This window comes from Pseudomonas sp. KBN12P06040, from assembly GCF_037574965.1.
Classification (GTDB): Bacteria; Pseudomonadota; Gammaproteobacteria; order Pseudomonadales; family Pseudomonadaceae; genus Pseudomonas; species Pseudomonas aeruginosa.
In genome coordinates this window covers 3,495,830-3,521,010 of sequence record NZ_JBBELS010000001.1, presented here as the reverse complement: position 1 = coordinate 3,521,010, position 25,181 = coordinate 3,495,830, and the positions used below count along the sequence as shown (strand labels likewise).

Annotated in this window: 18 protein-coding genes; 9 read left to right on the top strand and 9 right to left on the bottom strand. The window is 67.8% G+C overall.

Features of this window, described 5'->3' with window-relative positions:
• Positions 1-57 precede the first annotated feature (57 nt).
• A complete protein-coding gene (locus VQ067_RS16495; RefSeq protein ID WP_003088098.1) occupies positions 58-1,080 on the bottom strand; it encodes a transporter in 1,023 nt (340 codons plus the stop codon).
• Positions 1,081-1,580: 500 nt separating this feature from the next.
• On the opposite strand from VQ067_RS16495, the gene VQ067_RS16490 reads away from it, so the two are divergent.
• Genes VQ067_RS16490 through VQ067_RS16475 form a run of 4 tightly spaced genes read left to right on the top strand, consistent with a single transcriptional unit; the run spans position 1,581 to position 13,086 of the window.
• Positions 1,581-8,471, top strand: a complete 6,891-nt coding sequence (locus VQ067_RS16490) for an Ig-like domain-containing protein (protein WP_033991666.1) — start codon at positions 1,581-1,583, stop codon at positions 8,469-8,471.
• On the top strand, positions 8,471-9,748 hold the full coding sequence (locus VQ067_RS16485; protein ID WP_340080866.1) for a TolC family protein: 1,278 nt from the start codon (positions 8,471-8,473) through the stop codon (positions 9,746-9,748). Before VQ067_RS16490 ends, VQ067_RS16485 begins: the two co-directional genes overlap by 1 nt.
• On the top strand, positions 9,738-11,909 hold the full coding sequence (locus tag VQ067_RS16480) for a type I secretion system permease/ATPase (RefSeq protein WP_023106617.1): 2,172 nt from the start codon (positions 9,738-9,740) through the stop codon (positions 11,907-11,909). The genes VQ067_RS16485 and VQ067_RS16480 overlap by 11 nt, the downstream gene beginning before the upstream one ends.
• Positions 11,899-13,086, top strand: a complete 1,188-nt coding sequence (locus VQ067_RS16475; RefSeq protein WP_003132729.1) for an HlyD family efflux transporter periplasmic adaptor subunit — start codon at positions 11,899-11,901, stop codon at positions 13,084-13,086. The genes VQ067_RS16480 and VQ067_RS16475 overlap by 11 nt, the downstream gene beginning before the upstream one ends.
• A gap of 109 nt (positions 13,087-13,195) precedes the next feature.
• On the opposite strand, the gene VQ067_RS16470 is transcribed toward VQ067_RS16475, so the two are convergent.
• From VQ067_RS16470 to VQ067_RS16455, 4 genes are all read right to left on the bottom strand, one after another.
• A complete protein-coding gene (locus VQ067_RS16470) occupies positions 13,196-13,774 on the bottom strand; it encodes an HD domain-containing protein (protein WP_033991668.1) in 579 nt (192 codons plus the stop codon).
• A gap of 87 nt (positions 13,775-13,861) precedes the next feature.
• Positions 13,862-14,416, bottom strand: coding sequence for a helix-turn-helix domain-containing protein (locus VQ067_RS16465; protein ID WP_003088112.1), 555 nt, complete (start codon positions 14,414-14,416; stop codon positions 13,862-13,864).
• Positions 14,417-14,573: 157 nt separating this feature from the next.
• Positions 14,574-16,769 (bottom strand): xanthine dehydrogenase family protein molybdopterin-binding subunit, encoded by a 2,196-nt coding sequence (locus VQ067_RS16460; protein WP_003139882.1) that lies wholly within the window; start codon positions 16,767-16,769, stop codon positions 14,574-14,576.
• Between the two features lie 4 nt (positions 16,770-16,773).
• On the bottom strand, positions 16,774-17,235 hold the full coding sequence (locus tag VQ067_RS16455; RefSeq protein ID WP_003102736.1) for a (2Fe-2S)-binding protein: 462 nt from the start codon (positions 17,233-17,235) through the stop codon (positions 16,774-16,776).
• Positions 17,236-17,565: 330 nt separating this feature from the next.
• On the opposite strand from VQ067_RS16455, the gene VQ067_RS16450 reads away from it, so the two are divergent.
• On the top strand, positions 17,566-17,889 hold the full coding sequence (locus tag VQ067_RS16450; RefSeq protein ID WP_003102734.1) for a DMT family transporter: 324 nt from the start codon (positions 17,566-17,568) through the stop codon (positions 17,887-17,889).
• 12 nt (positions 17,890-17,901) lie between these two features.
• On the top strand, positions 17,902-18,300 hold the full coding sequence (gene ndhC / locus VQ067_RS16445; protein ID WP_003088123.1) for an NADH-quinone oxidoreductase subunit A: 399 nt from the start codon (positions 17,902-17,904) through the stop codon (positions 18,298-18,300).
• Here the strand turns inward: ndhC and VQ067_RS16440 are convergent.
• A complete protein-coding gene (locus VQ067_RS16440) occupies positions 18,297-18,848 on the bottom strand; it encodes a helix-turn-helix domain-containing protein (protein ID WP_003132721.1) in 552 nt (183 codons plus the stop codon). The genes ndhC and VQ067_RS16440 overlap by 4 nt on opposite strands.
• An 85-nt stretch (positions 18,849-18,933) precedes the next feature.
• Between VQ067_RS16440 and VQ067_RS16435 the strand changes: the two genes are divergently transcribed.
• Both VQ067_RS16435 and VQ067_RS16430 read left to right on the top strand, forming a co-directional pair.
• Complete coding sequence (locus VQ067_RS16435) at positions 18,934-19,467, top strand: GNAT family N-acetyltransferase (protein WP_015503084.1); 534 nt, start codon at positions 18,934-18,936, stop codon at positions 19,465-19,467.
• Positions 19,468-19,535: 68 nt separating this feature from the next.
• Positions 19,536-21,899 (top strand): DNA polymerase II, encoded by a 2,364-nt coding sequence (locus tag VQ067_RS16430; protein WP_071534901.1) that lies wholly within the window; start codon positions 19,536-19,538, stop codon positions 21,897-21,899.
• Positions 21,900-21,902: 3 nt separating this feature from the next.
• On the opposite strand, the gene VQ067_RS16425 is transcribed toward VQ067_RS16430, so the two are convergent.
• From VQ067_RS16425 to VQ067_RS16415, 3 genes are all read right to left on the bottom strand, one after another.
• Positions 21,903-22,571 carry a hypothetical protein gene (locus VQ067_RS16425; protein ID WP_003102715.1) on the bottom strand — a complete coding sequence of 223 codons (669 nt, stop codon included), beginning with the start codon at positions 22,569-22,571 and terminating at the stop codon, positions 21,903-21,905.
• The gene (locus VQ067_RS16420) at positions 22,555-23,964 is read right to left on the bottom strand and encodes an alpha/beta fold hydrolase (RefSeq protein WP_003132715.1); all 1,410 of its coding nucleotides are present in this window, start codon (positions 23,962-23,964) and stop codon (positions 22,555-22,557) included. Before VQ067_RS16420 ends, VQ067_RS16425 begins: the two co-directional genes overlap by 17 nt.
• A 373-nt stretch (positions 23,965-24,337) precedes the next feature.
• Positions 24,338-24,625 carry a hypothetical protein gene (locus VQ067_RS16415; protein WP_003088136.1) on the bottom strand — a complete coding sequence of 96 codons (288 nt, stop codon included), beginning with the start codon at positions 24,623-24,625 and terminating at the stop codon, positions 24,338-24,340.
• A 165-nt stretch (positions 24,626-24,790) separates the two neighbouring features.
• Here VQ067_RS16415 and VQ067_RS16410 point away from each other — a divergent pair, with 165 nt between their 5' ends.
• Entirely contained in the window at positions 24,791-25,177 is a 387-nt protein-coding gene (locus tag VQ067_RS16410; RefSeq protein ID WP_003115740.1) for a hypothetical protein, read from the top strand.
• Positions 25,178-25,181: the final 4 nt, after the last annotated feature.

The window sequence follows — 25,181 nt, the reverse complement described above, 5'->3', positions numbered from 1 at the left end:
AGGTCCGGCTGACGGTGGTCGGTCAACCTAACCACTGTCCGCCGGCGTTGTCCACGCTCAATAGTCGCCGCGCTTGCGGAAGGCCCAGCGGCCGGCGAGGAAGGTGAAGCTGGCGACCAGCACGAGCATGATCCAGAAGCCTTCAGGATCGTCGGCGAAGGGAATCCCGCCGACGTTCATGCCGAAGAAGCCGGCGACGATGTTGATCGGCAGGGCCAGCACCGTGACCATGGTCAGGGTGAAGAGGATGCGGTTGTTCTGTTCGTTGAGCTTGGCCGCGATCTCTTCCTGCAGCAGCTTGATCCGTTCGCCCAGGGCGGTCAGGTCGCTGATCACCAGGGAGAACTCCTCGGTGGCTTCGCGCAGCTCCCGCAGGTCGGCATCCTGTAGCCATTCCGGCGGTCGGTTGAGCAGGCGCAGCAGCGAACCGGGCTCCAGCGCCAGCAGGCGTTGCAGGCGTACCAGCACGCGTCGCATGGCGCCGAGGTCGGCGCGGTTGGCGGAGAGGCGCAGGGCCAGTAGCTGGTCCTCGATGCGGTCCACTGCGACGCTGGTTTCGCGGACGATCTGGGTCAGCACGTCGCCCTGGTCGCGCAACAGGTGGATCAGCAACTGCAGGGGCGAACGGAAAGGTTCGCCGTGCTTCACCGAAGAGCGCAGCTTGTCCACCGAGCGCAGCGGTTGCGCTCGTGCACTGACCAGCAGCCGGCCACGGGCGCAGACCCACAGGGTGGCGACGTCCGAAGAGACCAGGCCGAAGTTGAAGACCACGTCGTTGACCACTGCCAGCAGCGCCGAGTCGACGTGTTCGATGCGCGTCGAGCGCGACCCTTCGCGCAGGCTTTCGAAGAAATACTCCGGCAGTTCCAGATGCTTCTTCATCCAGCGCTCGCAGGCGGCATGGGCGAGGTTCAGGTGCAGCCAGAGGAACTCGTCCGGCGCCTCCTCGCGAGCCTGCCGCAGGCAGGCGAGGGCGGTAGCCGAGTCGATTTCCCGCCCCGCTTCGCCGGGGCGGAAACGGAAACCGTAGATCAGGCCGAACAGGTCGGCGTCCTGGGGCGGGGAGATACCGTGATGCATGGTCGCTCGCGGGAGAGGATCGGTTGGATAACTTGGCATCGTGACGATGACGCTTTGATTGCAGGACGATGAAGGCCGCTTCGCGGGATGCCCGGCGATGCTTTCCGTTGGAACTGTCGGGGGCGTCTTGCCGTCGCCTCGCGCCGACGAACTACGAAGTGCCGGGAAGTGCTATTTCATTTCTCCCGGTTTTTTATGAAATACGCATCGTAGAGTTCTGATATTTGCCCGCTGGGTTATTTAGTCGATTTGCCGTGCCAGGTGATGGGGGTTGTTTATAAAGTATTATAACTTTTTGATTATATATTGTTTATCAATTAGATAGGCGTGTGATGGCTAAATGGCTGCATGTTCTCCAGGGGTTATCTAAATTGAATTTTTCATGGGGGTTTTCTTAGTCGTTATATATAAAGTCAGACTCGCCTTTTATTTAAAAGCTGCTATTTCTGGATTACATGGTGCGGCCGTTCGGTCGCTGCTTGACAAGAGGAATGTCGGAAATGTCGATCCAGGCGAAAGTTACCCCTATCGATCAGAGTATTTCTTCTGCGGCTGCCGTCGAGGTTCCGGAAAACGGGATACTCAAACTCTCCCAGAGCAGTAATATCGCGCTCGATGTCGCACCGGAGTCGGTGGCGGGATACTCGAAGAGCGGTTCGGACCTGATCGTCCAGTTGAAGACCGGGGAAAGCGTACGCATCGCCAACTTCTATGCGGAAGGCCAGCCTTCCAGCCAGTTGTTCCTGGCCGACAAGGACAAGCTGGTGGCGGTAGACCTGCCGCCGGTCGCCGCCGACGGGCCGCTGATGGCCGGCTACATCCCGCAGGAAAGCCTGGCCGGTTTCGAGTCGCTGACCGGCGCCGGTGTGCTCGGTGGCATGAGCGCAGGGACTGCGCTGCTGGTCGGTGCGGCGGCCATCGGCGCCGGGGTGGCTATTTCCAACAGCAGCGGCGGCGGTGGCGGCGGCGGTTCTTCGGTGCCCCCGGACACCACTCCGCCGAAGGCGGCCAGCGGCCTGAAGATAGCGCCTGACGGCAGCAGCATCAGCGGCCAGGCCGAGGCCGGCGCGAGCGTCGGCATCGATACCAATGGCGACGGCAAGCCGGACCTCACCGTGATCGCCGATGCCAACGGCAATTTCACCGCTCCGCTGAACCCGCCGCTGACCAATGGCGAGACGGTGACGGTGATCGTTACCGACCCGGCCGGCAACAGCAGCACCCCGGTCACCGCCGAAGCCCCTGACTTCCCCGACGCGCCCCAGGTCAATGCCAGCAACGGCAGCGTCCTCAGTGGTACGGCGGAAGCGGGCGTGACCATCGTGATCACCGACGGCAACGGCAATCCGATCGGCCAGACCAGCGCCGATGCCAACGGCAACTGGAGCTTCACCCCCGGTAGCCAACTGCCGGATGGCACCGTGGTCAATGTGGTGGCCAGGGACGCCGCCGGCAACAGCAGCCCGGCGACCTCCATCACCGTCGACGGCGTGGCGCCGAGCGCGCCGGTGGTCGAGCCGAGCAACGGCAGCGAACTCAGCGGGACTGCCGAACCGGGCAGCAGCGTGACCCTGACCGACGGCAATGGCAATCCGATCGGCCAGACCACCGCCGATGCCAACGGCAACTGGTCTTTCACGCCGTCCACCCCGCTGCCGGACGGTACCGTGGTCAACGTGGTGGCCAGAGATGCCGCCGGCAACAGCAGTCCGCCGGCCAGCGTTACCGTGGATGCCGTCGCGCCGGCCACGCCCACCGTCGATCCGAGCAACGGTACGACCCTCAGCGGCACCGCCGAGCCGGGCAGTAGCGTGACCCTGACCGACGGCAACGGTAACCCGATAGGGCAGGTCACCGCCGACGGCAGCGGCAACTGGACCTTCACCCCGAGCACACCGTTGCCCAACGGCACGGTGGTCAACGCCACGGCTACCGACCCGTCCGGCAACGCCAGTTCGCCGGCCAGCGTCACCGTGGACGCCGTGGCACCGGCCACGCCAGTGGTCAACCCGAGCAACGGCACCACGCTCAGCGGCACCGCCGAGCCGGGCGCCACCGTGACCCTGACCGACGGCAACGGCAACCCGATTGGCCAGGTCACCGCCGATGGCAGCGGCAACTGGAGCTTCACACCGGGCACGCCGCTGGCCAACGGCACCGTGGTCAACGCCACGGCCAGCGACCCGACCGGCAATACCAGCGCTCCGGCCAGCACCACCGTGGACTCGGTGGCGCCGGCCGCGCCGGTGGTCAACCCGAGCAACGGCGCGGAGATCAGCGGCACCGCCGAACCGGGCGCCACGGTGACCCTGACCGATGGCAGCGGCAATCCGATCGGGCAGGTCACCGCCGACGGCAGCGGCAACTGGAGCTTCACCCCGTCCACGCCGCTGGCGGATGGAACCGTGGTCAACGCCACCGCTACCGACCCGGCCGGCAATACTGGCGGCCAGGGCAGCACTACCGTGGACGCCATCGCGCCGGCCACGCCGACCGTCAACCTGAGCAATGGCAGCAGCCTCAGCGGCACTGCGGAACCGGGCAGCACGGTGATTCTCACCGACGGCAACGGCAATCCGATCGCCGAGGTCACCGCCGACGGCAGCGGCAACTGGACCTACACCCCGTCCACGCCGATCGCCAACGGTACTGTGGTCAACGTGGTGGCCGAGGACGCCGCCGGTAACAGCAGCCCGCCGGCGACGGTGACCGTCGATTCCAGCGCGCCGCCGGCGCCGGTGATCAACCCGAGCAACGGCGTCGTCATCAGCGGCACCGCCGAGGCCGGTGCCACCGTGACCCTCACCGATGCCGGCGGCAACCCGATAGGGCAGGTCACCGCCGACGGCAGCGGCAACTGGAGCTTCACGCCGGGCACGCCGCTGGCCAACGGCACGGTGATCGTCGCCACGGCCACCGACCCGACCGGCAATACCGGCCCGCAGGCCGCCACCACGGTGGACTCGGTGGCGCCGGCCGCGCCGGTGGTCAACCCGAGCAACGGCACGACCATCAGCGGCACCGCGGAGGCCGGGGCCAAGGTGATCCTCACCGACGGCAACGGCAACCCGATCGGCGAAACCACCGCCGACGGCAGCGGCAACTGGACCTTCACGCCCGCCACGCCGCTGGCCAACGGCACGGTGGTCAACGCCGTGGCCCAGGACCCTGCGGGCAATACCGGCCCGCAGGGCAGCACTACCGTGGACGCGGTGGCGCCGAACACGCCTGTGGTCAATCCGAGCAACGGCAACCTGCTCAACGGTACCGCCGAGCCGGGCAGCACCGTGACCTTGACCGACGGCAACGGCAACCCGATCGGCCAGACCACCGCCGATGGCAGCGGCAACTGGAGCTTCACGCCCGGCTCGCAACTGCCCAACGGCACCGTGGTCAACGTGACCGCGAGCGACGCCGCCGGCAATACCAGCCCTCCCGCTACCACGACGGTGGATTCCTCACTGCCGTCGATCCCGCAGGTGGATCCGAGCAACGGCTCGGTGATCAGCGGCACCGCGGACGCCGGCAACACCATCATCATCACCGATGGCAACGGCAACCCGATTGGCCAGGTCACCGCCGACGGCAGCGGCAACTGGTCCTTCACTCCAGGCATCCCGCTGCCGGATGGCACGGTGGTCAACGTGGTGGCGCGCAGCCCAAGCAATGTCGACAGTGCGCCGGCGGTGATCACGGTGGATGGCGTGGCCCCGGCGGCGCCGGTGATCGATCCGAGCAACGGCACCGAGATAAGCGGTACCGCGGAAGCTGGCGCGACGGTGATCCTCACCGATGGCGGCGGCAACCCGATCGGCCAGGCCACCGCCGACGGCAGCGGCAACTGGACGTTCACCCCGGGCACCCCGCTGGCCAACGGCACCGTGATCAACGCGGTGGCCCAGGACCCAGCCGGCAACACCAGCGGTCCGGCCAGCGTCACCGTCGATGCCATCGCCCCGCCGGCGCCGGTGATCGATCCGAGCAACGGAGTCGTCATCAGCGGTACGGCGGAAGCCGGGGCCACGGTGATCCTCACCGACGGCAACGGCAACCCGATCGGCCAGGTCACCGCCGACGGCAGCGGCAACTGGGCCTTCACGCCCGCCACGCCGTTGGCCAACGGCACGGTGATCAATGCGCTGGCCCAGGACGCCGCCGGCAACAACAGCAGTCCCACCAGCGCCACCGTCGACTCGCTGGCGCCAGCAGCCCCGGTGATCGATCCGAGCAACGGTAGCGTGATCGCCGGTACCGCCGAGGCTGGTGCCACGGTGATCCTCACCGACGGCAACGGCAACCCGATCGGCCAGGTCACCGCCGATGGCAGCGGCAACTGGAGCTTCACGCCCGGCACGCCGCTGTCCAATGGCACGGTTGTCAATGCGGTGGCCCAGGACGCTGCCGGCAACACCAGCGGCCCGGCCAGCACCACGGTGGACTCGGTGGCGCCGGCCGCGCCGGTGATCGACCCGAGCAACGGCAGCGTGATCGCCGGTACCGCGGAAGCCGGTGCGACGGTGATCCTCACCGATGGCGGCGGCAACCCGATCGGCCAGGCCACCGCCGATGGCAGCGGCAACTGGAGCTTCACCCCGGGCACGCCGCTGGCCAACGGCACGGTGATCAATGCGGTGGCCCAGGATCCGGCCGGCAATACCAGCGGCCCGACCAGCACCACGGTGGACGCGGTGGCCCCGGCCACCCCGGTGGTCAACCCGAGCAACGGCAGCGTGATCGCCGGTACCGCGGAAGCCGGCGCCACGGTGATCCTCACCGACGGCGGCGGCAACCCGATCGGCCAGGCCACTGCCGATGGCAGCGGCAACTGGAGCTTCACCCCGGGCACACCGCTGGCCAACGGCTCGGTGGTCAATGCGGTGGCCCAGGACGCCGCCGGCAACACCAGCGGCCCGGCCAGCACCACGGTGGACTCGGTAGCCCCGGCCACCCCGGTGCTCGATCCGAGCAACGGTACGGTGATCAGCGGTACCGCCGAAGCCGGCGCCACGGTGATCCTCACCGATGGCGGCGGCAACCCGATAGGGCAGGCCACCGCCGATGGCAGCGGCAACTGGAGCTTCACTCCGGGCACACCGCTGACCAACGGCACGGTGATCAACGCGGTGGCCCAGGACGCCGCCGGCAACACCAGCGGTCCGGTCAGCACCACGGTGGACGCGGTGGCTCCGGCCACTCCGGTGATCGACCCGAGCAATGGTGTCGAACTCAGCGGCACCGCCGAACCCGGCGTCCGGGTGATCCTCACCGATGGCAATGGCAACCCGATCGGCCAGACCCTTGCCGACGGCAGCGGCAACTGGAGCTTCACGCCGGGCACGCCGCTGGCCAACGGCACGGTGGTCAACGCCGTGGCCCAGGACCCGGCCGGCAATACCAGCGGTCCGGCCAGCACCACGGTGGATACGGTGGCGCCGGCCACGCCGGTGATCAATGCCAGCAACGGCAGCGTGATCACCGGCACCGCCGAGGTCGGCGCCAAAGTGATCCTCACCGACGGCAACGGCAACCCGATCGGCGAGACCACCGCCGACGGCAGTGGCAACTGGACCTTCACCCCCGGCACGCCGCTGGCCAACGGTACGGTGATCAACGCCGTCGCCGAGGACGCCGCGGGCAACGCCAGCGGTCCGGCCAGCACCACGGTGGACTCGGTGGCGCCGTCCGCTCCGCTGCTGAGCATCAGCGCCGACGGCGCGCTGCTGACCGGCACCGCCGAGCCGAACAGCCAGGTGCGTATCGTGGTCAACGGCGACACCGCCAACCCGATCACGGTCACCGTCGACGGCGCCGGCAACTTCAGCCTGCCGTTCGCGCCGCCGCTGATCACCGGCGAACTGATCGCCGGGGTTGCCGTGGACGCCGCCGGCAACGTCAGCGGGCCGGCCACCATCAACGCGCCGGACCTGGCGCCGCCGACCATCAGCGTGCCGGAAGCCGCCGATACCTGGATCAACGCCGCGGAGATCGGCGACGGCATCCAGGTCGATGTGACGGTCCGTCCGACCATGCAGGTCGGCCAGGTGGTCACGGTCAAGTTCGCCGGGCAGAACGGCTACGAGGCCGAGGTCAGCCATACCCTCACCGCCGGCGACATCGCCGCCGGCAACCTGACCCTGACCCTGACGCCTCCCGGCGGCATGGGCCCGTTCCCGGAGGGCGCCTCGACCGTCACCGCCGACATCAACGGCGGCACCGCGTCGACCCCGGTGCCGTTCACCATCGACACCATTCCGCCGGCGACCCCGGTGCTGTCCCTGGTCGGCAACATCCTGACCATCTCGGCGGAGCCGGGCACCGAGCTGACGGTCACCGTCGACGTCGGCGGGGTGACCGCCACCGCCACGGTGACCGCCGACAACAGCGGGCTGGCGTCGCTGAACCTGCTCACCGACCTGGATATCGACTTCAGTTGGGACCAGTTGCTCAATGCCCAGGTGTCGGTGGTCGGTCGCGACCCGGCCGGCAACCCGAGCAACACGGCGAGCATCGGCATCGGCACCAGCATCGAGCAACCGGTGACCATCGGTAACTTCGGCCTCGACGTCAGCCTCAACCCGCTGAACCCGCGTTTCGGTTTCAGCGGCACCACCGAGCCCAACTCCAGCGTGGTGATCCGGGTCATCACCCCGGCGTTGAACGTCGAATTGCTGCCGATCCAGGCGGACTCGTCCGGCAACTTCTCGCTGAACCTGCTGAGCCCGACCATCCTCACCCAGTTGGGGCTGAACATCACCGACATCCTCAACCTCGGCTCGCAGATCTCGTTCAACCTGGTGTCCACCGACAGCAACGGCAACGACAGCGCCGCCTACGGGATCACCCTGACCCCCAACGGACTGTCGCTCAACATCGGCCAGATCGATGTCAACGGTACTTCCGGCGACGACGTGCTGTCCGGCGCCAACGGCAGTTCGGAGCACATCAACGGCGGCGACGGCAGCGACCTGATCTTCAACGTGGGCACCGGCGATCACGTGGTGGCCGGCAACGGCAACGACACCATCCAGATCACCGCGACCGATTTCGTCAGCATCGATGGCGGCGCCGGGTTCGACACCCTGGTCCTGGCCAACGGCATCGACCTCGACTACAACGCCGTCGGCGTCGGCACGCTCAGCAACCTCGAGCGCATAGACCTCGGCAAGGGCGATTCGGGTAGCGTGCTGACCCTGACCGCGGCGGAGGTGGATGCCATCACCGATGCCAACAACACGTTGCAGATCACCGGCGAGAACAACGACACCCTGAACGTGGTGGGTGCGGTGAATACCGGTACCACGCAACTGATCAACGGCATTACCTACGACGTCTACACCTTCGGCAGTACCACCCTGCTGATCGAGGACAACACGGTACAGGTCGTGGTCTGATGCGCGGGCGCAGGCAGTACGCGCGCAAGGGACGGCGGCATGGGAAGGGAGCCATCTGGCTCCTTTCCCTGGGCCTGCCGATGTTCGAGTCGGCCATGCCCCTCGACCAGGCGGTCAGGGCAGGGCTGGCGATCCACCCGGAAGTACGATCCGCGATGGCCGAAGCGGACCGCGCAGGCACCGAGGTGGAGATGGCCAAAGGGGGGTACTACCCCTCCGTGACGATGTCCGGAGGGCCGCAGGAGTTCGACTTCGGCGAGATCGTCTACGATCTCACCGCGTCGCAGATGCTGTACGACTGGGGGCGGGTGACGAGCAAGGTCGACAGCGCCAGCGCGACCCAGCGCAAGCTGTCCGAGGCGGTGCTGGTGGCGCGCGACGACGCGGCGCTGGATATCGTCGAGACCTACCTCGACGTGCTCGCCTCGGAGCGCCGGGTGGAGGTGGTGCGCGAACACATCCAGCGCCTCGACGGCATCCGCGAGATGACCCAGGCGCGCGGCGGCGACGGCTACGCCGACCGCAGCGAGCTGGATCGCGCCAATCTGGAACTGTCGCGGGCCCAGGAGCAGTTGTCGCTGGAGAAGGGCAACCTGCAGGACGCGCGCAACCAGTACGCGATCCTGGTTGGCCAGGAGCCCGCCGACCTGGTGGAGCCCGAGCCGATGTCGCTGCAACGCTACCTGGCGGCCAGCGATATGGCGCGGGTGATCCGCGAATCGCCTTTGCAGCGCAAGGCCCTGGAGGACGCCAATGTCGCCGAGGCCGAGGTTCGCGAGGCCAAGGCGTCGCTGCTGCCGCAACTGAACCTGGAGGCCAGCGCGCTGCGCCGGGAGATCGGCGGGCATCCGGAAAGCGACTCGGTGGTATCCCTGCGCTTCCGCATGGACACCTTCCAGGGGCTTTCCAACTTCCGCCGGCCGACCGCCGCGCAGCAGCGCCTGGAATCGGCGAAATGGAGCGCCGACGCGATGCAGCGCGACATCCGCCGGCAACTGCAGAACCTCTTCGACAACGGCGACACGCTGCGCTGGCGGGAACAGTCGCTGACCCAGCAGGTGACCGAGTCGGAGCAGGTCGGCGAGTTGTATCGCGAACAGTTCGAGGTTGGTCGGCGCGACGTGATCGACCTGCTCAACGTGCAGCGCGAGCGGTTCGAGGCAGAGCGGCAACTGATCAACCTGCGGATCGAACGCAAGCGCATCGAGTATCGGGCGGCCGCGCAAGTCGGCCTGTTGGGTCCGCTATTGGAGAACCGGCTGAATCATGGAAGCTGAGAAAACCCCGGATAACGTCGTGATCCTCAACCACGACCCCATCGTCGACCCGTTGCGCCAGGGCCTGCTGCTGCTCTGCCGGCAGCTCGGCCGGCCACTCGGCGACGCCGAACTGGTGGACGGCATGCCGCTGGAGCACGGTCGCCTGCCGTTGCACCTGGTGGCCCGCGCGTTGCGCCGCGCCGACATCACCGCCCAGGTCACCCGCCAGCCGTTGCGCCGGATCGACCGCTACCTGCTGCCGGCCCTGCTGCTGCTCGACGACGGCCGCGCCCTGGTGCTGGTGGGCAACGACGGCGAGCACGCCGAGGTGCTGGTGCCGCAGAGCGACGGCGGAAGCCAGAGGATGCCGCTGGCCGAGCTGGAAGCGCTGTACAGTGGCACGGCGATCTTCGCCAAGTGTCGCTACCGGCCGGACGGGCGGGTCGGCGACTACGCCAGCGCCTTGCCCGAGCACTGGTTCTTCGGCCCGCTCAAGCGGCTCTGGCGTTCCTACGCCGAGGTCACCGCCGCGGCGCTGGTGGCCAACGTCCTGGCGGTCGCCTCGGCACTGTTCGCCATGCAGGTCTACGACCGCGTGGTGCCCAACGCGGCGTTCGACACCCTGTGGATCCTCGCCAGCGGCGTGGCCCTGGCGATCGTCCTCGACGGGGTCCTGCGGATCATGCGCGGCCACCTGCTCAATGTGCTCGGCAAGCGCCTCGACCTGCAACTCTCGACCCTGCTGTTCTCCCGCGTGCTGAGCACCCGGGTCGCCGCCAAGCCGGCGTCGATGGGCGCCTTCAGTACCCAGGTGCGGGAGTTCGAGTCGGTGCGCGAGTTCTTCACCTCGTCCAGCGCGGCGCTGATCAGCGACCTGCCGTTCGTGGCGATCTTCCTGCTGATCATCGCCGTGATCGGCGGCCATGTGGTCTGGGTGCCGCTGGTGGCCTGCGTGCTGATGATCCTGCCGGGGCTGCTGACCCAGCGCCTGCTCGGCCACCTGTCGCGGCAGAACCTGCGCGAAGGGGCGATGAAGAACGGCGTGCTGCTGGAAGCCTTCGAGCACCTGGAGACGGTCAAGGCGACCCGCGCCGAAGGCCGCTGCCTGCACCAGTGGGAAACCCTGACCGGCGAACTGGCCAGCACGGCGATGAAGACCCATACCCTGGCCTCGACCCTGAGCTACTCGGCGAGCATCGTCCAGCAGCTCTGCTACGTCGGCGTGGTGGTCTTCGGCGTCTATCGGATCAGCGAGGGCGCGATGACCGTCGGCGGCCTGGTGGCCTGCTCGATCCTCGCCTCGCGGGCCATCGCACCGCTGTCGCAGGCGGCCGGCATCCTCGGTCGCTGGCAGCACACCAAGGTGGCGATGGAAGGCCTTGATCAACTGATGAGCGCCGAGCAGGAGCGCCCCCAGGGCAAGCGCTTCGTGCACAAGGAGCGCCTGCAGGGACATTACCGCCTGGAGGGCGTGCGCCTGGCCCACGGCGACAGCCCGCCGGTGGTCGACGTGCAGGCCCTGAACATCCGCGCTGGCGAGCGGGTGGCGCTGCTCGGCGGCAACGGCGCCGGCAAGTCGACCCTGCTGCGCCTGCTCAGCGGCCTGCTCGACGCGCAGGCGGGACGCCTGCTGCTGGACGACGTCAGCCTGACCCAGATCGACCCAGCCGACCGCCAGCGCGGTATCGGCTACCTGCCGCAGGACGTGGCGCTGTTCCATGGCAGCCTGCGCGACAACCTCAACCTGGAGAACGCCGCGCTGGGCGACGAGGAACTGCTGGAGACCCTCGACGGGGTCGGCCTGGGCGCCTTCGTCCGCGGCCACCCGCTGGGGCTGGACATGCCGATCCAGGGCAATGCCAGCCTGTCCGGCGGCCAGCGCCAGGCCGTCGGGCTGGCCCGGGTGCTGCTACAGGACCCTCCGATCCTGCTGCTCGACGAGCCGACCGCGGCCTTCGACCAGGGCAGCGAGAAACAGGTCATCGACTACCTGCAGCAATGGTTGGGCAAGCGCACCCTGGTCATCACCACCCACAAGAAAAGCATGCTCGCCCTGGTCGAGCGTGCGGTGGTCCTGCGCCAGGGCAGGGTGATCATGGACGGCCCGCTGGAGCAGGTGGTGCAGGGCAACCAGGTACAGGCACCGCAGGCCGCCGAAGGAGGCAACCATGGACTCTGAACGCGACGCCGCCGCCCTGCGCCGGCAACTGGCCGACCCGTTGCTGGCGGCTACCCACCCGGTCTACCGGCCGCTGCTCTGGACCCTGCTCGGTTGCGTGCTGCTGTTCATCGGCTGGGCGGCCTGGGCGCAACTGGACGAGGTGACCCGCGGCGACGGCCGGGTCGTGCCGTTCAGTCGCATCCAGAAGATCCAGAGCCTGGAGGGCGGCATCCTCGACCGCCTGCTGGTGAAGGAGGGCGACCTGGTGGAAGTCGGCCAGCCGCTGGTGCGCCTCGACGAGACGCGCTTCCTCACCAACTTCCAGGAGTCGGCGAACCAGGCCAGCGTGCTGCGCGCGGCCATTGCCCGGCTCGACGCCGAGGTGCTCGGCAAGAAGAGCATCGAGTTCCCGCCGGACGTCGATCCCGAGGGGCCGCTGGCGCGTTCCGAACGCGAGCTGTTCAAGTCGCGCCGCGACAAACTGGTGGAGGGCACCCAGGCGATCCAGCGGCAGATCCACCTGGCGCAGAGCCAGCTCGACCTGGTTCGCCCGCTGGTGGCCAAGCGTGCGGTGAGCCAGATGGAGGCGCTCAAGCTGAGCCAGGACATCGCCACCCTCAGCGGCAAGCTGACCGAGCTGAAAAGCACCTATTTCCAGGATGCCTATACCGAGCGCGCCCAGCGCAAGGCCGATCTCAGCGCCCTGGAACCGATCGTCCAGCAGCGCCAGGACCAGTTGCGCCGCACCGAGATCCTGTCGCCGGTGCGCGGGCGGGTGAACACCGTGCTGATCAACACCCGCGGCGGGGTGATCCAGCCCGGCGAGCCGATCATGGAAGTGATCCCGGTAGAGGAGCGTCTGCTGGTGGAGGCGAAGATCAAGCCGCGCGACGTGGCCTTCCTGGTTCCCGGCATGCCGGCCAAGGTGAAGATCACCGCCTACGACTACACCATCTACGGCGACCTCAAGGGCACCCTGGAGCAGATCAGCGCCGACACCATCGAGGAGGAGACCCCGCATGGCAAGGAGTCCTACTACCAGGTGCTGATCAAGACCGATGGCAGCCAGCTGAAGCGCGGCGAGGAGGTATTGCCGATCATTCCGGGGATGGTTGCCGAGGTGGACATCCTCAGCGGCAAGCGCAGCGTGCTCAACTACCTGCTGCGGCCGCTGATCAAGGCGCGCCTTTACTGAGGCGTGCAGGACAGGCCCCGGTCGGTGGGAAACGTGCCAGCCGCTTCCCTGTAACCGTGGCGAGCTACGTAGGCGGTGGCGCTGGTAACGCTGCCCGGGCGGGCGCACGCTAGGCGTCGCGCCGAGCTGCGAGGCGCTGTCGGGTCCTGGCGTCGAGTAACTCGCGCAGGGTCTTGAACAGCGGTGCGCGATCGGTATAGCGACGGCCGTAGTCGAGGTTGAAGGCATAGTCGAAGTCCGCCGGATTGTCGCCCTGGGTGTGCTGGAACAGGGTTTCCAGCTTGTCCAGCGCTTTCACTGCCAGGGCTTCGGCGGTCTCGCCGCGCTCGTATTCGTCCCACAGGGCGAGCAGGCGATCGCGCAGCGGCGTGTCCAGATGACGGGTCAGCTGCAACAGGTCGGCGCGTTCCTGTTCGCCCTTGTCCGGGTGCGCCGCTTGCTCGACGGCGGGGATGTCGCCGTGGATCGCTTCGCCGAGGTCGTGGACCACGCACATGCGCAGAACCTTGCCGAGGTCCAGGCCGGCCAGTTGGTCCTCGAAGGCCAGTGCCATCAGGCACAGCCGCCAGCTATGTTCGGCGGTGCTTTCCGGGCGGCCGGAGGAGGTGTGCGCGGAGCGCAGGACGTCTTTCAGGCGTTCGGCTTCGCGGAGGAATTCGAGGCGGTTGCTCAGCAGTTCGAGGGACATGGCGCGGGCTCCGCTACCGGTGAAACGAGCCTGCAAGCCTAGGCGCGGCGGTGCTGAAGGTCCATGGATAAAATATCCGTGGCGACGTCAGAGGGTTTCCACCAGGCGCACCGCGCGTCCGTCCGAGAGGGTCATGCGGGTCCAGCGGCAACGGCTGCGCCGGATCGGCACGATGGCCGAGGCGTTCGCTCCGCTGGCGAACTCCAGCGCCGGCGGTGCCAGCAGTTCGCGCCAGCCGAGTTCCTCGAGGGTGGCTTCCTGGCGGAGGATTTCCTCGCTGCAATAGGGCCACAGCGAACGGTCGAGCAGTTCGCCGAGAGGCACGCCGAATTGCGCGGCGCGTGCCGGCGAACAGGCCAACAGGCGATGGGTGAGGTCGCAGATCAGGTGCACGGGTTGCGGGTTGGCCTCGACCAGGCGGGCCAGTGCCTGGTCGGCGGCGGCTTCCAGGCGGGCGCCGAGCAGACGCTCCAGGCGTGCCCGTTCCTCCACCAGCAGCGCCTGGGTACCGGACTCCCAGCGCGAGATGGTCGATTGCGCCACGCCGAGCAATTCGGCGGCATGCGTTTGCTTGACCCGGTGCAGCAGGCGCCAGCGACGCAGGGCGGGGCCCAGGGACGAAGAAGGGAGAGGCTCGGTCATGCTTGGCTACGCGGGCGAATGGACGCTGAAGTCTGCGCCCGACGCCGGGCGGAGGCAAATCGGCGCGACACCGGGGGGACCCGTATGGTCGGCGGCGAACCTCGGAGGGCCGCCCGCGCCGCGCCGGCAGCCGTGGAGCTGCCGGCGGGCGTCTCGCTCAGGCCTTGGCGAAGGAGGTGGGGAAGGGCAGGTTGTACAGGCGTTGCCCGGTGGCGGCGAAGATCGCATTGGCCAGCGCCGGGCCGATGGGCGCCACACCGGGTTCGCCGACCCCGGTGGGCGCTTCGCCGGAGGGCACGATGTGCACTTCGACCTTGGGCATCTCGGCGATCCGCAGCACCTGGTAGCCGTCGAAGTTGTTCTGCTCGACCTTGCCGTCCTTCAGGGTGATCGCGCTGTGCAGGATCGCGCCGAGGCCGAAGCCGATGCCGCCCTCCATCTGCGCGGCGATCACGTCCGGGTTGATCGGGATGCCACAGTCCACCGCACAGACCACCCGCTCGACCTTCAGCTTGCCGTCCTTGTCCACCGAGACCTCGACCACCTGGGCGACGAAGGTCTTGAATGCCTCGGTCACCGCGATCCCGCGCCCGCGCCCGGCGGGCAGCGGCCTGGATGGGTCCCAGCCGGCCTTTTCCGCGGCCAGTTCGAGCACGCCGCGCAGGCGCGGCTGCTCTGCCAGCAGGTCGCGGCGGAACAGGTAGGGGTCCTTGCCGGCGGCCTGCGCGGCCTCGTCGATGAACGCTTCCACCGCGTAGACCGTGTGCGAGCTGCCGACCACCCGCCACCACAGGACCGGTACACCGACCTGGGTGGTGCTCAGCTCGACCGAGACATTGGGCACCGCATAGGGCAGGTTGGCGGCGCCTTCCACCGAGGTGGCGTCGACGCCGTCCTTGACCATCACCGCGGCGAACGGCGTGCCTTCCAGGATCGACTGGCCGACGATGCGATGTTGCCAGCCGACCAGCTTGCCGTCGGCGTCGAGCCCGGCTTCGAGCCGGTGGTAGTACATCGGCCGGTAGAAGCCGCCGTGGATGTCGTCCTCGCGGGTCCATTGCAGCTTCACCGGCACGCCGTTGGCGCCCAGCGCCTTGGCGATCGATACCGCCTCGACGATATAGTCCGACCAGGCGTTGGCGCGCCGGCCGAAGCTGCCGCCGGCGTAGAGCGTATTGATCTTCACCTGCTCCGGCTTCAGCCCGGCGGTGCGCGCCGCGTTGCCCTGGTCGACGGTCTGGAACTGGTCGCCGGCCCAGATCTCGCAGCTGTCGGCGGTCAGCCTGACCACTGCGTCCAGCGGCTCCATCGGCGCATGGGCAAGGAACGGGAACTCGTAGCTGGCGGCGATCCTGCGGGTCGCCCCGGCCACCGCCTTGGCGGCGTCTCCGTCCCTGCGCGCGGGCTTGCCGGGTTGCTCGGCGAGCTTGCGGTACTCCGCCATCAGCGCCTCGGAACCACGCTTCTCGGCCTTGCTCTCGTCCCACTCGACCTTGAGCGCGTCGCGGCCTTGCTTCGCCGCCCAGAAGCCCTTGGCGACCACCGCCACGCCGTGCGGCACCTGGACCACCTCGACCACCCCCGGAATCGCCCTGGTCGCCGTGGCGTCGAACGATTTCACCGTAGCGCCGAACAGCGGCGGGCGCTGGAGCAGGGCGACCAGCATGCCGGGCAGGCTGACGTCGAGGGTGAATTGCGCACTGCCGTCGGTCTTGCCGGGAACGTCGACGCGCGGCGCCTGGTGACCGATCAGGCGGAAGTCCTTGGGATCCTTCAATTGCACGTTTTCCGGCACCGGCAGTTCCGCCGCCGCAGCGGCCAGCGAACCGTAGCTGGCCTTGCGCTGGCTGGTCGGATGTTCGACGAAGCCGTCGCGGGTACGCAGTTCGGCGGCTGGTACCTGCCACTGGCGGGCGGCGGCCTCGACCAGCATCGCGCGCGCCTTGGCCCCGGCCTCGCGCAATTGCATCCAGGAGTTGGCCATCGCCGAACTGCCGCCGGTGCCCTGCATGGTGCCGAAGGCCAGGTTGGCGTAGCGCTTGGCGTCGGCGGGCGCGCTTTCCACGCGGACCTTGCTCCAGTCCGCGTCGAGTTCCTCGGCGACGATGGTGGCGATACCGGTATAGGCGCCCTGGCCCATCTCCACGTGCTTGGCGATCACCGTGACACTGTCGTCCGGGGCGATCCGCAGGAAGGCGTTGGGCGCGAAGCCGGCGTCCGGCAGGGCCGCGGCGAGGGCGCGCCGGGCTCCGCTCCACTGGAAGCCGATGGTCAGGCCGACCACCGCGGCGCCTTTGAGGAAGCCGCGGCGCGAGCCGGGCAGGGCGTTGCTCAGATCGATCTTGCTGTTCATGGCGTCAGGCCTTCAGGGTGTCGGCGGCTTCGTGGATGGCGGCGCGGATCCGCACATAGGCGGCGCAGCGGCAGATGTTGCCGTTCATCGCGGCATCGATGTCGGCGTCGCTGGGGCTGGCGTTCTGCTCCAGCAGCGCGGTGGCGGACATGATCTGGCCGGACTGGCAGTAGCCGCACTGCGGTACCTGGAGCTTGACCCAGGCGTCCTGCACGGCCTTGCCGGGCTTACTCTGGATACCCTCGATGGTGGTGACGCGCTTGCCGGCGACCGCGGAGACCGGCAGCACGCAGGAACGTACCGCGGTGCCGTCCAGCTGCACGGTGCAGGCGCCGCACTGGGCCATGCCGCAGCCGAACTTGGTGCCGTGCAGGCCGGCGCTTTCCCGGATGGCCCAGAGCAGGGGCATGTTGGGATCGACGTCGAGGGTGACGTTCTTGCCGTTCAGGACGAGCGAGGTGGGCATGCTGATTCTCCACGGAAAGGCCCGGGCAGGGCGTTATCTCTTATCAGGCAGGGATGCATCGGGCGAAGTGTGCGCGAAGGACGAAACGGACGCCTTGCACGATCCTGCGAAAGTCTAGATCAATCCTGCCGAGCGTCCCGGCGGGCGCGGCGCGGAAACGCGGCGAAACAACTCCGTCGGCGCAGGCGTTCACCCGGCATCGGCAACGCGCTAGGATCGCTGCCGTCGGTGACTGACGCCCGCCCGGGCGGCACGCACTTTCAGCCGGAAGCGGGACGACCCGTTTTCCCTCTTTCATTACGCGGGGACGACCCTGCAGAGAGGCTGAAAATGGCGTGGATCTATCTCTTGCTCGCCGGTGTCTTCGAAATCGTCTGGGCCACGGCCATGAAGGAGTCGGCCGGCTTCACCCGCCTGTGGCCGAGCCTGGTCACCCTGCTGTTCATGATCCTCAGCTTCGGCCTGCTGGCCGTTTCCATGAAAACCCTGCCCCTCGGCACGGCCTACACCATCTGGGTCGGCATCGGTGCGGTCGGCGCCTTCGCCCTGGGCATCCTGCTCTTCGGCGAAAGCCCGAGCCCGTTGCGGCTGCTGGCGGTGGGGTTGATCGTGGCCGGCATCGTCATTCTCAAGCTTGCGACCCGCCAGGGCTGAGGGGCGACCATCATGTACGCATCCTTCGCTCCCGCGACCTGGGCCTTGCTCGCCTACCTCTTCGGCGCGCTCGCCCTTTGCCTGCTCATGCTGGGGTTGGGCCGGGTGCTGGGCGGCCGGTCGCATGGCCGGGCGAAGAACCTGCCGTTCGAGTCGGGGGTTGATTCCACCGGCTCGTCGCGCTTGCGCTTCTCGGTCAAGTACGCGTTGGTCGCCATGCTGTTCGTGATCTTCGGCATCGAGATGCCGTTCCTCTACCTCTGGGCGGTGTCGCTGCGGGAGAATGGCTGGGCGGGTTTCGTCGAGGCGACGCTGTTCGTCTCCCTGCTGCTGGTCGGACTGTTCTACCTGCACCGGGTCGGCGCCCTCGACTGGTCGCCGGAGCGCCGACGGAAAAAGCCGCACGACTAGTCGTGGAGGATCACCAGCAGGTAGCGGCAGGCTTGCCCGGCGGTGGCGAAGGTCACCGCGCGGTCGACGCCGAAGTCCAGGCGGTCGCCGCGTTGCAGGTGGAACGACTGCTCGCCGTAATCCACCCGCAGCGCACCCTCGACCAGCCACAGGCGCTGCCGGTAGGGCCGGCCGCCCCAGCGGGGATAGTCGAGGCGGGCGTTCGCCGGGATCTCCACTTCCACCATCTCGCAGCCGCTGCGCGGATCGCGAGCGCCGACCTGGCGGCGGCGGTAGCCGCTGGCCGGGTCTTCCCACACTTCCTGCTGCGCGCGCCGGCAGAGCGGTTCGGCCGGCGCCTGCGTGTCGCCGAGCAGCTCGGAGAGGGCGACCCCCAGACCGCTGGCGAGACGGCCGAGGACGCTGGCGGTGGGGCTGCTTTGGTTGCGCTCGATGCGCGAGATCATCGCCTTGCTCACCGCGCAGCGTTCGGCCAGCTGGGCGAGGGTCAGCTCGCGCTCCTTGCGCAGGGCGGCTAGGCGTCGGGCAATCAGTTCGTCGATATCCATGAGTGGCCCTGGCGGATTTTTCTCGTCCATGATAGTCACTGTCCAATATATTGGAAATTCGATCTTGCATTGGAGCTTGCCCGCGATGACCGAACCGACGATTCGCCGCCTGGCTGGCGAGGAGATCCTGGTGCGCCTGGACGAACTGGCCGAGGTACTGCTGGACTGCGTGGAAGGCGGGGCTTCGGTCAGCTTCATGTGGCCGTTGCCGCGGGAGCGGGCGCTGGCCTTCTGGCGCGGCGTCGGCGAGAGCGTGGCGGGCGACGAACGCCTGCTGCTGGTGGCGGAAGCGGAGGGGAGGATCGTCGGTACCGTGCAACTGCTCCTCGACCAACCGCCGAACCAGCCGCACCGAGCCGACGTGGCGAAGATGCTGGTGCACCGGCGTGCGCGTCGGCGCGGCATCGGCGAGGCGCTGATGGGCGAGCTGGACCGGCTCGCCCGGGCCTGCGGCAAGTCCCTGCTGGTGCTGGACACGGTCAGCGGCAGCGCCGCCGAACGGCTGTACCTGAAGACCGGCTGGACACGGGTCGGGGAAATTCCGGACTACGCCCTGATGCCGGACGGCACGCCCTGTCCCACCACCTATTTCTACAAGCGCCTGGCTGCTGCCGGCTGACCGAAGATGCCAGCGTTCCCAAGGCAGGCCGGGTAGAATCGGCGGATGCGAGAGATTCGGGGTCGATGGTGGAGTTACTGCAAGGGTTCGTCCTGACCCGGCACTGGCGCGATACGCCGGCCGGCACGGAAGTCGCGTTCTGGCTGGCGACCGAGCAGGGCCCGCGACAGGTGCGGCTGCCGCCGCAGCCGTCGGTGGCGTTCGTCCTCGCCGAGCAGCGCGGGCGCGTCGAGTCCCTGCTCGCCGGGGAGACTGGCGCCGAGCTGCGGCCGCTGGCGCTGCGCGACTTCCAGCAGCGGCCGGTGCTCGGCCTGTACTGCCAGCAGCATCGCCAACTGATGAATCTGGAGAAACGCTTGCGCCAGGCCGGCGTCGAGGTGTTCGAGGCCGATATCCGGCCGCCGGAGCGCTACCTGATGGAGCGCTTCATCACCGCGCCGGTCAGCCTGGAGGCGAGTGTCGAGGCCGACGGCAGCCTGCTCGCCCGGCGCCTGAAGCCGGCTCCGGACTATCGCCCGCGCCTGCGCCTGGTGTCGCTGGACATCGAGACCAACGCCCGCGGCGATCTCTACTCCATCGCCCTGGAAGGCTGCGGCCAGCGCCAGGTATACATGCTCGGCCCGGCCAACGGCGATGCCGCGGCCGTGGATTTCCGCCTCGACTATTGCGACAGCCGTGCCGGGCTGCTGGAACGTCTCAACCAGTGGCTGGCCGAGCACGATCCCGACGCCATCATCGGCTGGAACCTGGTGCAGTTCGACCTGCGCGTCCTGCATGAGCATGCCCAGCGCCTGAAGGTGCCGCTGCGCCTGGGGCGTGGCGGCGACGAAATGGGCTGGCGCGAGCACGGCAGCCGCAACAACCACTTTTTCGCCGCGGCGGCCGGCCGCCTGATCATCGATGGCATCGAGGCGCTGCGCTCGGCGACCTGGAGCTTCCCTTCGTTCAGCCTGGAGAACGTCGCCCGGACCCTGCTCGGCGAAGGCAAGGCGATCGACAATCCGTACCAGCGGATGGACGAGATCGATCGCATGTTCGCCGAGGACAAGCCGGCCCTCGCGCATTACAACCTGAAGGACTGCGAACTGGTGACGCGGATCTTCGCCCGTACCGAACTGCTCGACTTCCTCCTCGAACGGGCCACCGTCACCGGCCTGCCGGCGGACCGCAGCGGCGGCTCGGTGGCGGCCTTCACCCACCTGTACATGCCGTTGATGCACCGCGCCGGCTTCGTCGCCCCGAACCTCGGCGAGAAGCGCCCGGAAGCCAGTCCCGGCGGCTTCGTCATGGACTCGCGGCCGGGCCTCTACGAATCGGTGCTGGTGCTCGACTACAAGAGCCTGTATCCGTCGATCATCCGTACCTTCCTGATCGACCCGGTCGGCCTGGTGGAAGGCCTGCGCCAGCCGGACGACGAGCACTCGGTGGAAGGTTTTCGCGGCGCCCGTTTCTCGCGTACCCGGCATTGCCTGCCGGCCATCGTCGCACGGGTCTGGGAGGGCCGCGAGGCGGCCAAGCGCGAACGCAACCAGCCGCTCTCGCAGGCGTTGAAGATCATCATGAACGCCTTCTACGGGGTGCTGGGTTCCAGCGGCTGCCGCTTCTTCGACCCGCGCCTGGCCTCGTCCATCACCCTGCGCGGGCATCGGATCATGCGCCGTACCCGCGAGCTGATCGAGGCCGAGGGCTATACGGTGATCTATGGCGATACCGACTCCACCTTCGTCTGGCTCGGCAGCCCCCGCGCCGAGGAGGAGGCCGTGGCCATCGGCCGGGCGCTGGTGGCGCGGGTCAACGACTGGTGGCGCGAGCACCTGAAAGAAGAATTCGGCCTCGACAGCGCCCTCGAGCTGCAATTCGAGACCCATTACCGGCGTTTTCTCATGCCCACCGTGCGCGGCGCCGAGGAGGGCAGCAAGAAACGCTACGCCGGCCTGGTGCGCCGCGCCGACGGTGGCGAGGAGATGGTCTTCAAGGGCCTGGAGACCGTGCGCACCGACTGGTCGCCGCTGGCCCAGCGCTTCCAGCAGGAACTCTACCTGCGCATCTTCAATCGCCAGCCCTACCAGGACTACGTGCGCGATTACGTACGACGGACCCTGGCCGGCGAGCTGGACGACCTGCTGGTCTACCGCAAGCGCCTGCGCCGGCGCCTCGACGATTACCAGCGCAACGTGCCGCCGCATGTGCGCGCGGCGCGCATCGCCGACGACTACAACCTCGAGCGCGGGCGCCCGCGGCAGTACCAGAGCGGCGGCTGGATCAGCTACGTGATCAGCGTCGCCGGTCCCGAGCCGCTCGAGGCGCGGCGTTCGGCCATCGACTACGAGCACTACGTGGGCAAGCAGTTGCAGCCGGTGGCCGACGCCATCCTGCCGTTCGTCGGCGATGATTTCGCCACTTTGGTCGACCGGCAGATGGCACTATTCTGAGGCTCATTGGCGGATGAGCCGCTGGTCCAGCTGGCGCAGCCGTTCCCGGTCGAGGTTGCGCGGCAGGACGAGAGTGTCCGAGCCGTTGGTCAACGGCGATTCCACGGGCCTGTTGAGTGGGATGACGATACGCTCGGCGTCGTAACGGATTTCCTTGGCGTCGGTCAGGCCCTGCTTCTGTAGCTGATGGATGGCTTCGAGGCGGGCGTCGGCGTCGGCTGCGCTGGGCGCCGATTGCATGACCTTCAGGTAGATGTCCAGTGCCTCCCGGCCATTGAACGGACCTTGCCCCAGGTGCTTCACGAATACCCGGTAGACGCCTCCCACCGCGCGGCACAGGCGGCTGTTGCCGTTCTGTGCGGCGATGTCGGCCTGCAGCCTGGCGTCGCACTGCTGCTTGCTCATGTTGCGGGCTTCGGACTTTTCGCTTTGCGCGCAGTAGGCGCTGCCGTAGAGGTCGCCGTCCTTGTCGCAGCGGCCGTAGCAGATATCGTGCAGGCGGCAGGCCTCGCTGAGCGAGCAGCCCGCGACGTCGTCCGGAACCAGATACTGGGTGAAGCCGGAGCCGCAATAGGTGGCCTTGTCTTCGGCGGCGCTGGCGGCGGGCGCCATCCGCGGGGCGAGCAGAACGACGGCGAAGCCGATCAGGAGCAGGCTAGAGAGGGTTTTCATAGAGGACGTCCTGTTCGCTGCGGGTGCCGGGTTCCGAGAGTTGCCGTTGCAGCCGCCGGTGCATGGCCGTGGCTTTGAGGTAGTGGAAGTCGAAGCACTTGCCGAACGAGAAGTTCTTCCGCACCGGGTCGTGGCACTCCCGGTAGTAGGAGGCGCCAGCCGTACGTTCGTAGATGGCCTTGCTGACGGCGGTGGCCATGAAGGCGATCACCTGGTCGTTGAAGATATCGTTGTGGTCGGCGATGAAGGACTGCGAGGTGTAGATGAAGTTGACCGGCTCGTTGCTGTAGCAGGGCATGCGCGGCAGCGCCGGATCGGCGTTGCCGCCGTCCGCGCTGCAGAAGCTCCTGAAGCGCCATTTGCCGATATCGGTGTCGTCGATCACCCGTGGTTCGGGCGGTCTTGGCGCGCAGTTGTCGCTGCCATCCGGCAGCGGGCACTCGCGGTCGATCAGCAGGGCGGTCCGATACAGGCTGTAGTTGCCGAGGGCGGTGGTATCCAGGTCTTCTTCCCGGAGGCGATAGCGGGTTCCGTTGTAGGTCCTGTCCAGGTCCACCTGGCTCCAGGTGAGGTTGACGCCGACCCATTGGCCGAGCGGGAAGGCGAAGTGGGTGGCGCTGTCGCCGTGCGAACTGATGACGTACAGCAGCGGCGGCGGCTGGGTTCCCAGGGCGCCGACCTTGAGGCTGTTCTCCTTGAGCAGCAGGCCCTGATTGGCCTCTATCGCCGGATTCAGCATGATTACCGCGTCGCCGAAGGCGCGTATCCGCTGACCGTCCTGCAGAGCCAGCAGGCGTTCGAGCAACGGGTCGTGAAGTGCGCCGAGGGTGATTGCGCCGCCGAAGCTGTGGCCGACGATCACCAGATAGTTCCTGTCCTTGCGATCGATCCGTTCCAACTGGGCGAGCAACTCGGCGACGCCACCCCGGCCGACTTCCTCGGCGACGGCCTTCCTGTCCCAGTAGGTCAGGTTCTCGCTATACAGGCCATGCATCGACTTGCCCCGCCAGCCAACATAGAGGCCGACCAGCCTGCGTTTGCCCAGCACCCCGGAGGAGGCGAGATTGGCGAGTGCCTTGTTGAAGCTGGCGACGTTGCCGTCGTCCCGTCCCGCGTTGTGCTTCCAACCGTGAATGAACACCACCATGGCGATGTCCCCCCGGGCGGAGTAGCGCTTTAGCTGGTCGATCAGGCGTTGCGTTCTGGCAGGCGCGAAGTCGTTGCCGCGCTCGCTGTATTCGACGAAGCCGATCTCGTAGTTCGGATGGCGTTCGTAGTAGCTGTCGCTGCAAGGCCGCATGTCGGCGCAGGTCGATTCGCTGTCATCGCGCAGCGGGGCGTTGGCGGCGCAGCCTGCCAGCAGGCAGGCTGCGAGAAGGGCGAGTATTTTCATGACGATTCCCGCGTGGAGATTCTTTTCCGGCGCGCCAGAACTCGACCGGTCGCTACCCGTTACGCAGGCCGGTCGGTACGCTCTGGCGCTGTCGGTGCCCGTGTCGCCGGCCGGGTGCTGTCATGGGGGATGGGAGAGCGCAGGCGGAGAAGTCGTCCCGCGAAAGGCTGGGGAGGCGTGTGTCAGGGTCCCCTGGAAGCGGGCCTGGGATATCCCGGAAAGGCTCGTCGTGGGGCGAACTGTCGAAGACGTTGACATGCTGAACCACCACTTCCGTGTCTGTTCTGCAACTGTCTATAGACCGCCGGGGGATGGGTGTCAAAGTGCCACTTCGCAGCCTTCCGCATGGTGGATGGCTGCGAAGGAGAGTCGATCAGGCCAGTTGCGCCGGGTCGAGCATGTCGCTCTCGAAGGTCATCCAGCCGCCGTTCTCGCTGGCCGCGCCGTCGAGGATCGGGCCGTAGTAGGTGAGGCCGATGGTCAGGCTGAAGCAGATGTGGGTAGCGTTCTCCGGGGCGTCCAGCTGGCCTTCGAAGTGCAGCTTGAGCACGCCCGGCTCGACGCTTTCCAGGCCGATGGCGACGTTCGGGTTGTCCACGGCCTCGCTTTCGCGGCCGCGTTGCTCGGCGCTGACGGTGAGGGTCACGGTGTCTCGGTACATGTCTTGCTCCAGTTGGCGTGGGGCCGGCGTCGCCAGCGCGGCGGACAGACTACTGGCAGACGCGCCGGCTGGCCAGTGCTGGCTGCGGCAGGCGCCGCGCGGGGCCTGGGAATCATTCGCCGGCGGCGCAGTCCAACTGCGCATCACCAACCGACCCCCGAGGGGATGATGAAGCTACCCGTGCTCGCTGTATTGGGCGCCGCGCTGCTGTTGAGCGCCTGCGCGAAGAAGGAGGCCGAGGCCTGTGCCTCGCCGGACGTGAAGGACCAACTGATGCGGATCTTCCTCCAGGGCGCGATCACCGAGCGCTCGCCGGAGTTCAAGGACAGCGCGCTGCGCGACGTGGCGATCCTCGAGAAGGATCCCGACAGCGGCGTGCTGTCCTGTGTCGGCACCCTCAGCGTGCCGGCCGGCCAGCAGGTGGTCGAGGGCGTCCTGCAATATCGCATCGCCCCGGTGGCCAAGTCCGACTACGACTACCTGCTGCTGGATACCGCCGGCGCCAACACCACCGCCCTGGCGCAGCGCCTGAACAAGGCGCTCGGCCAGTGATCGC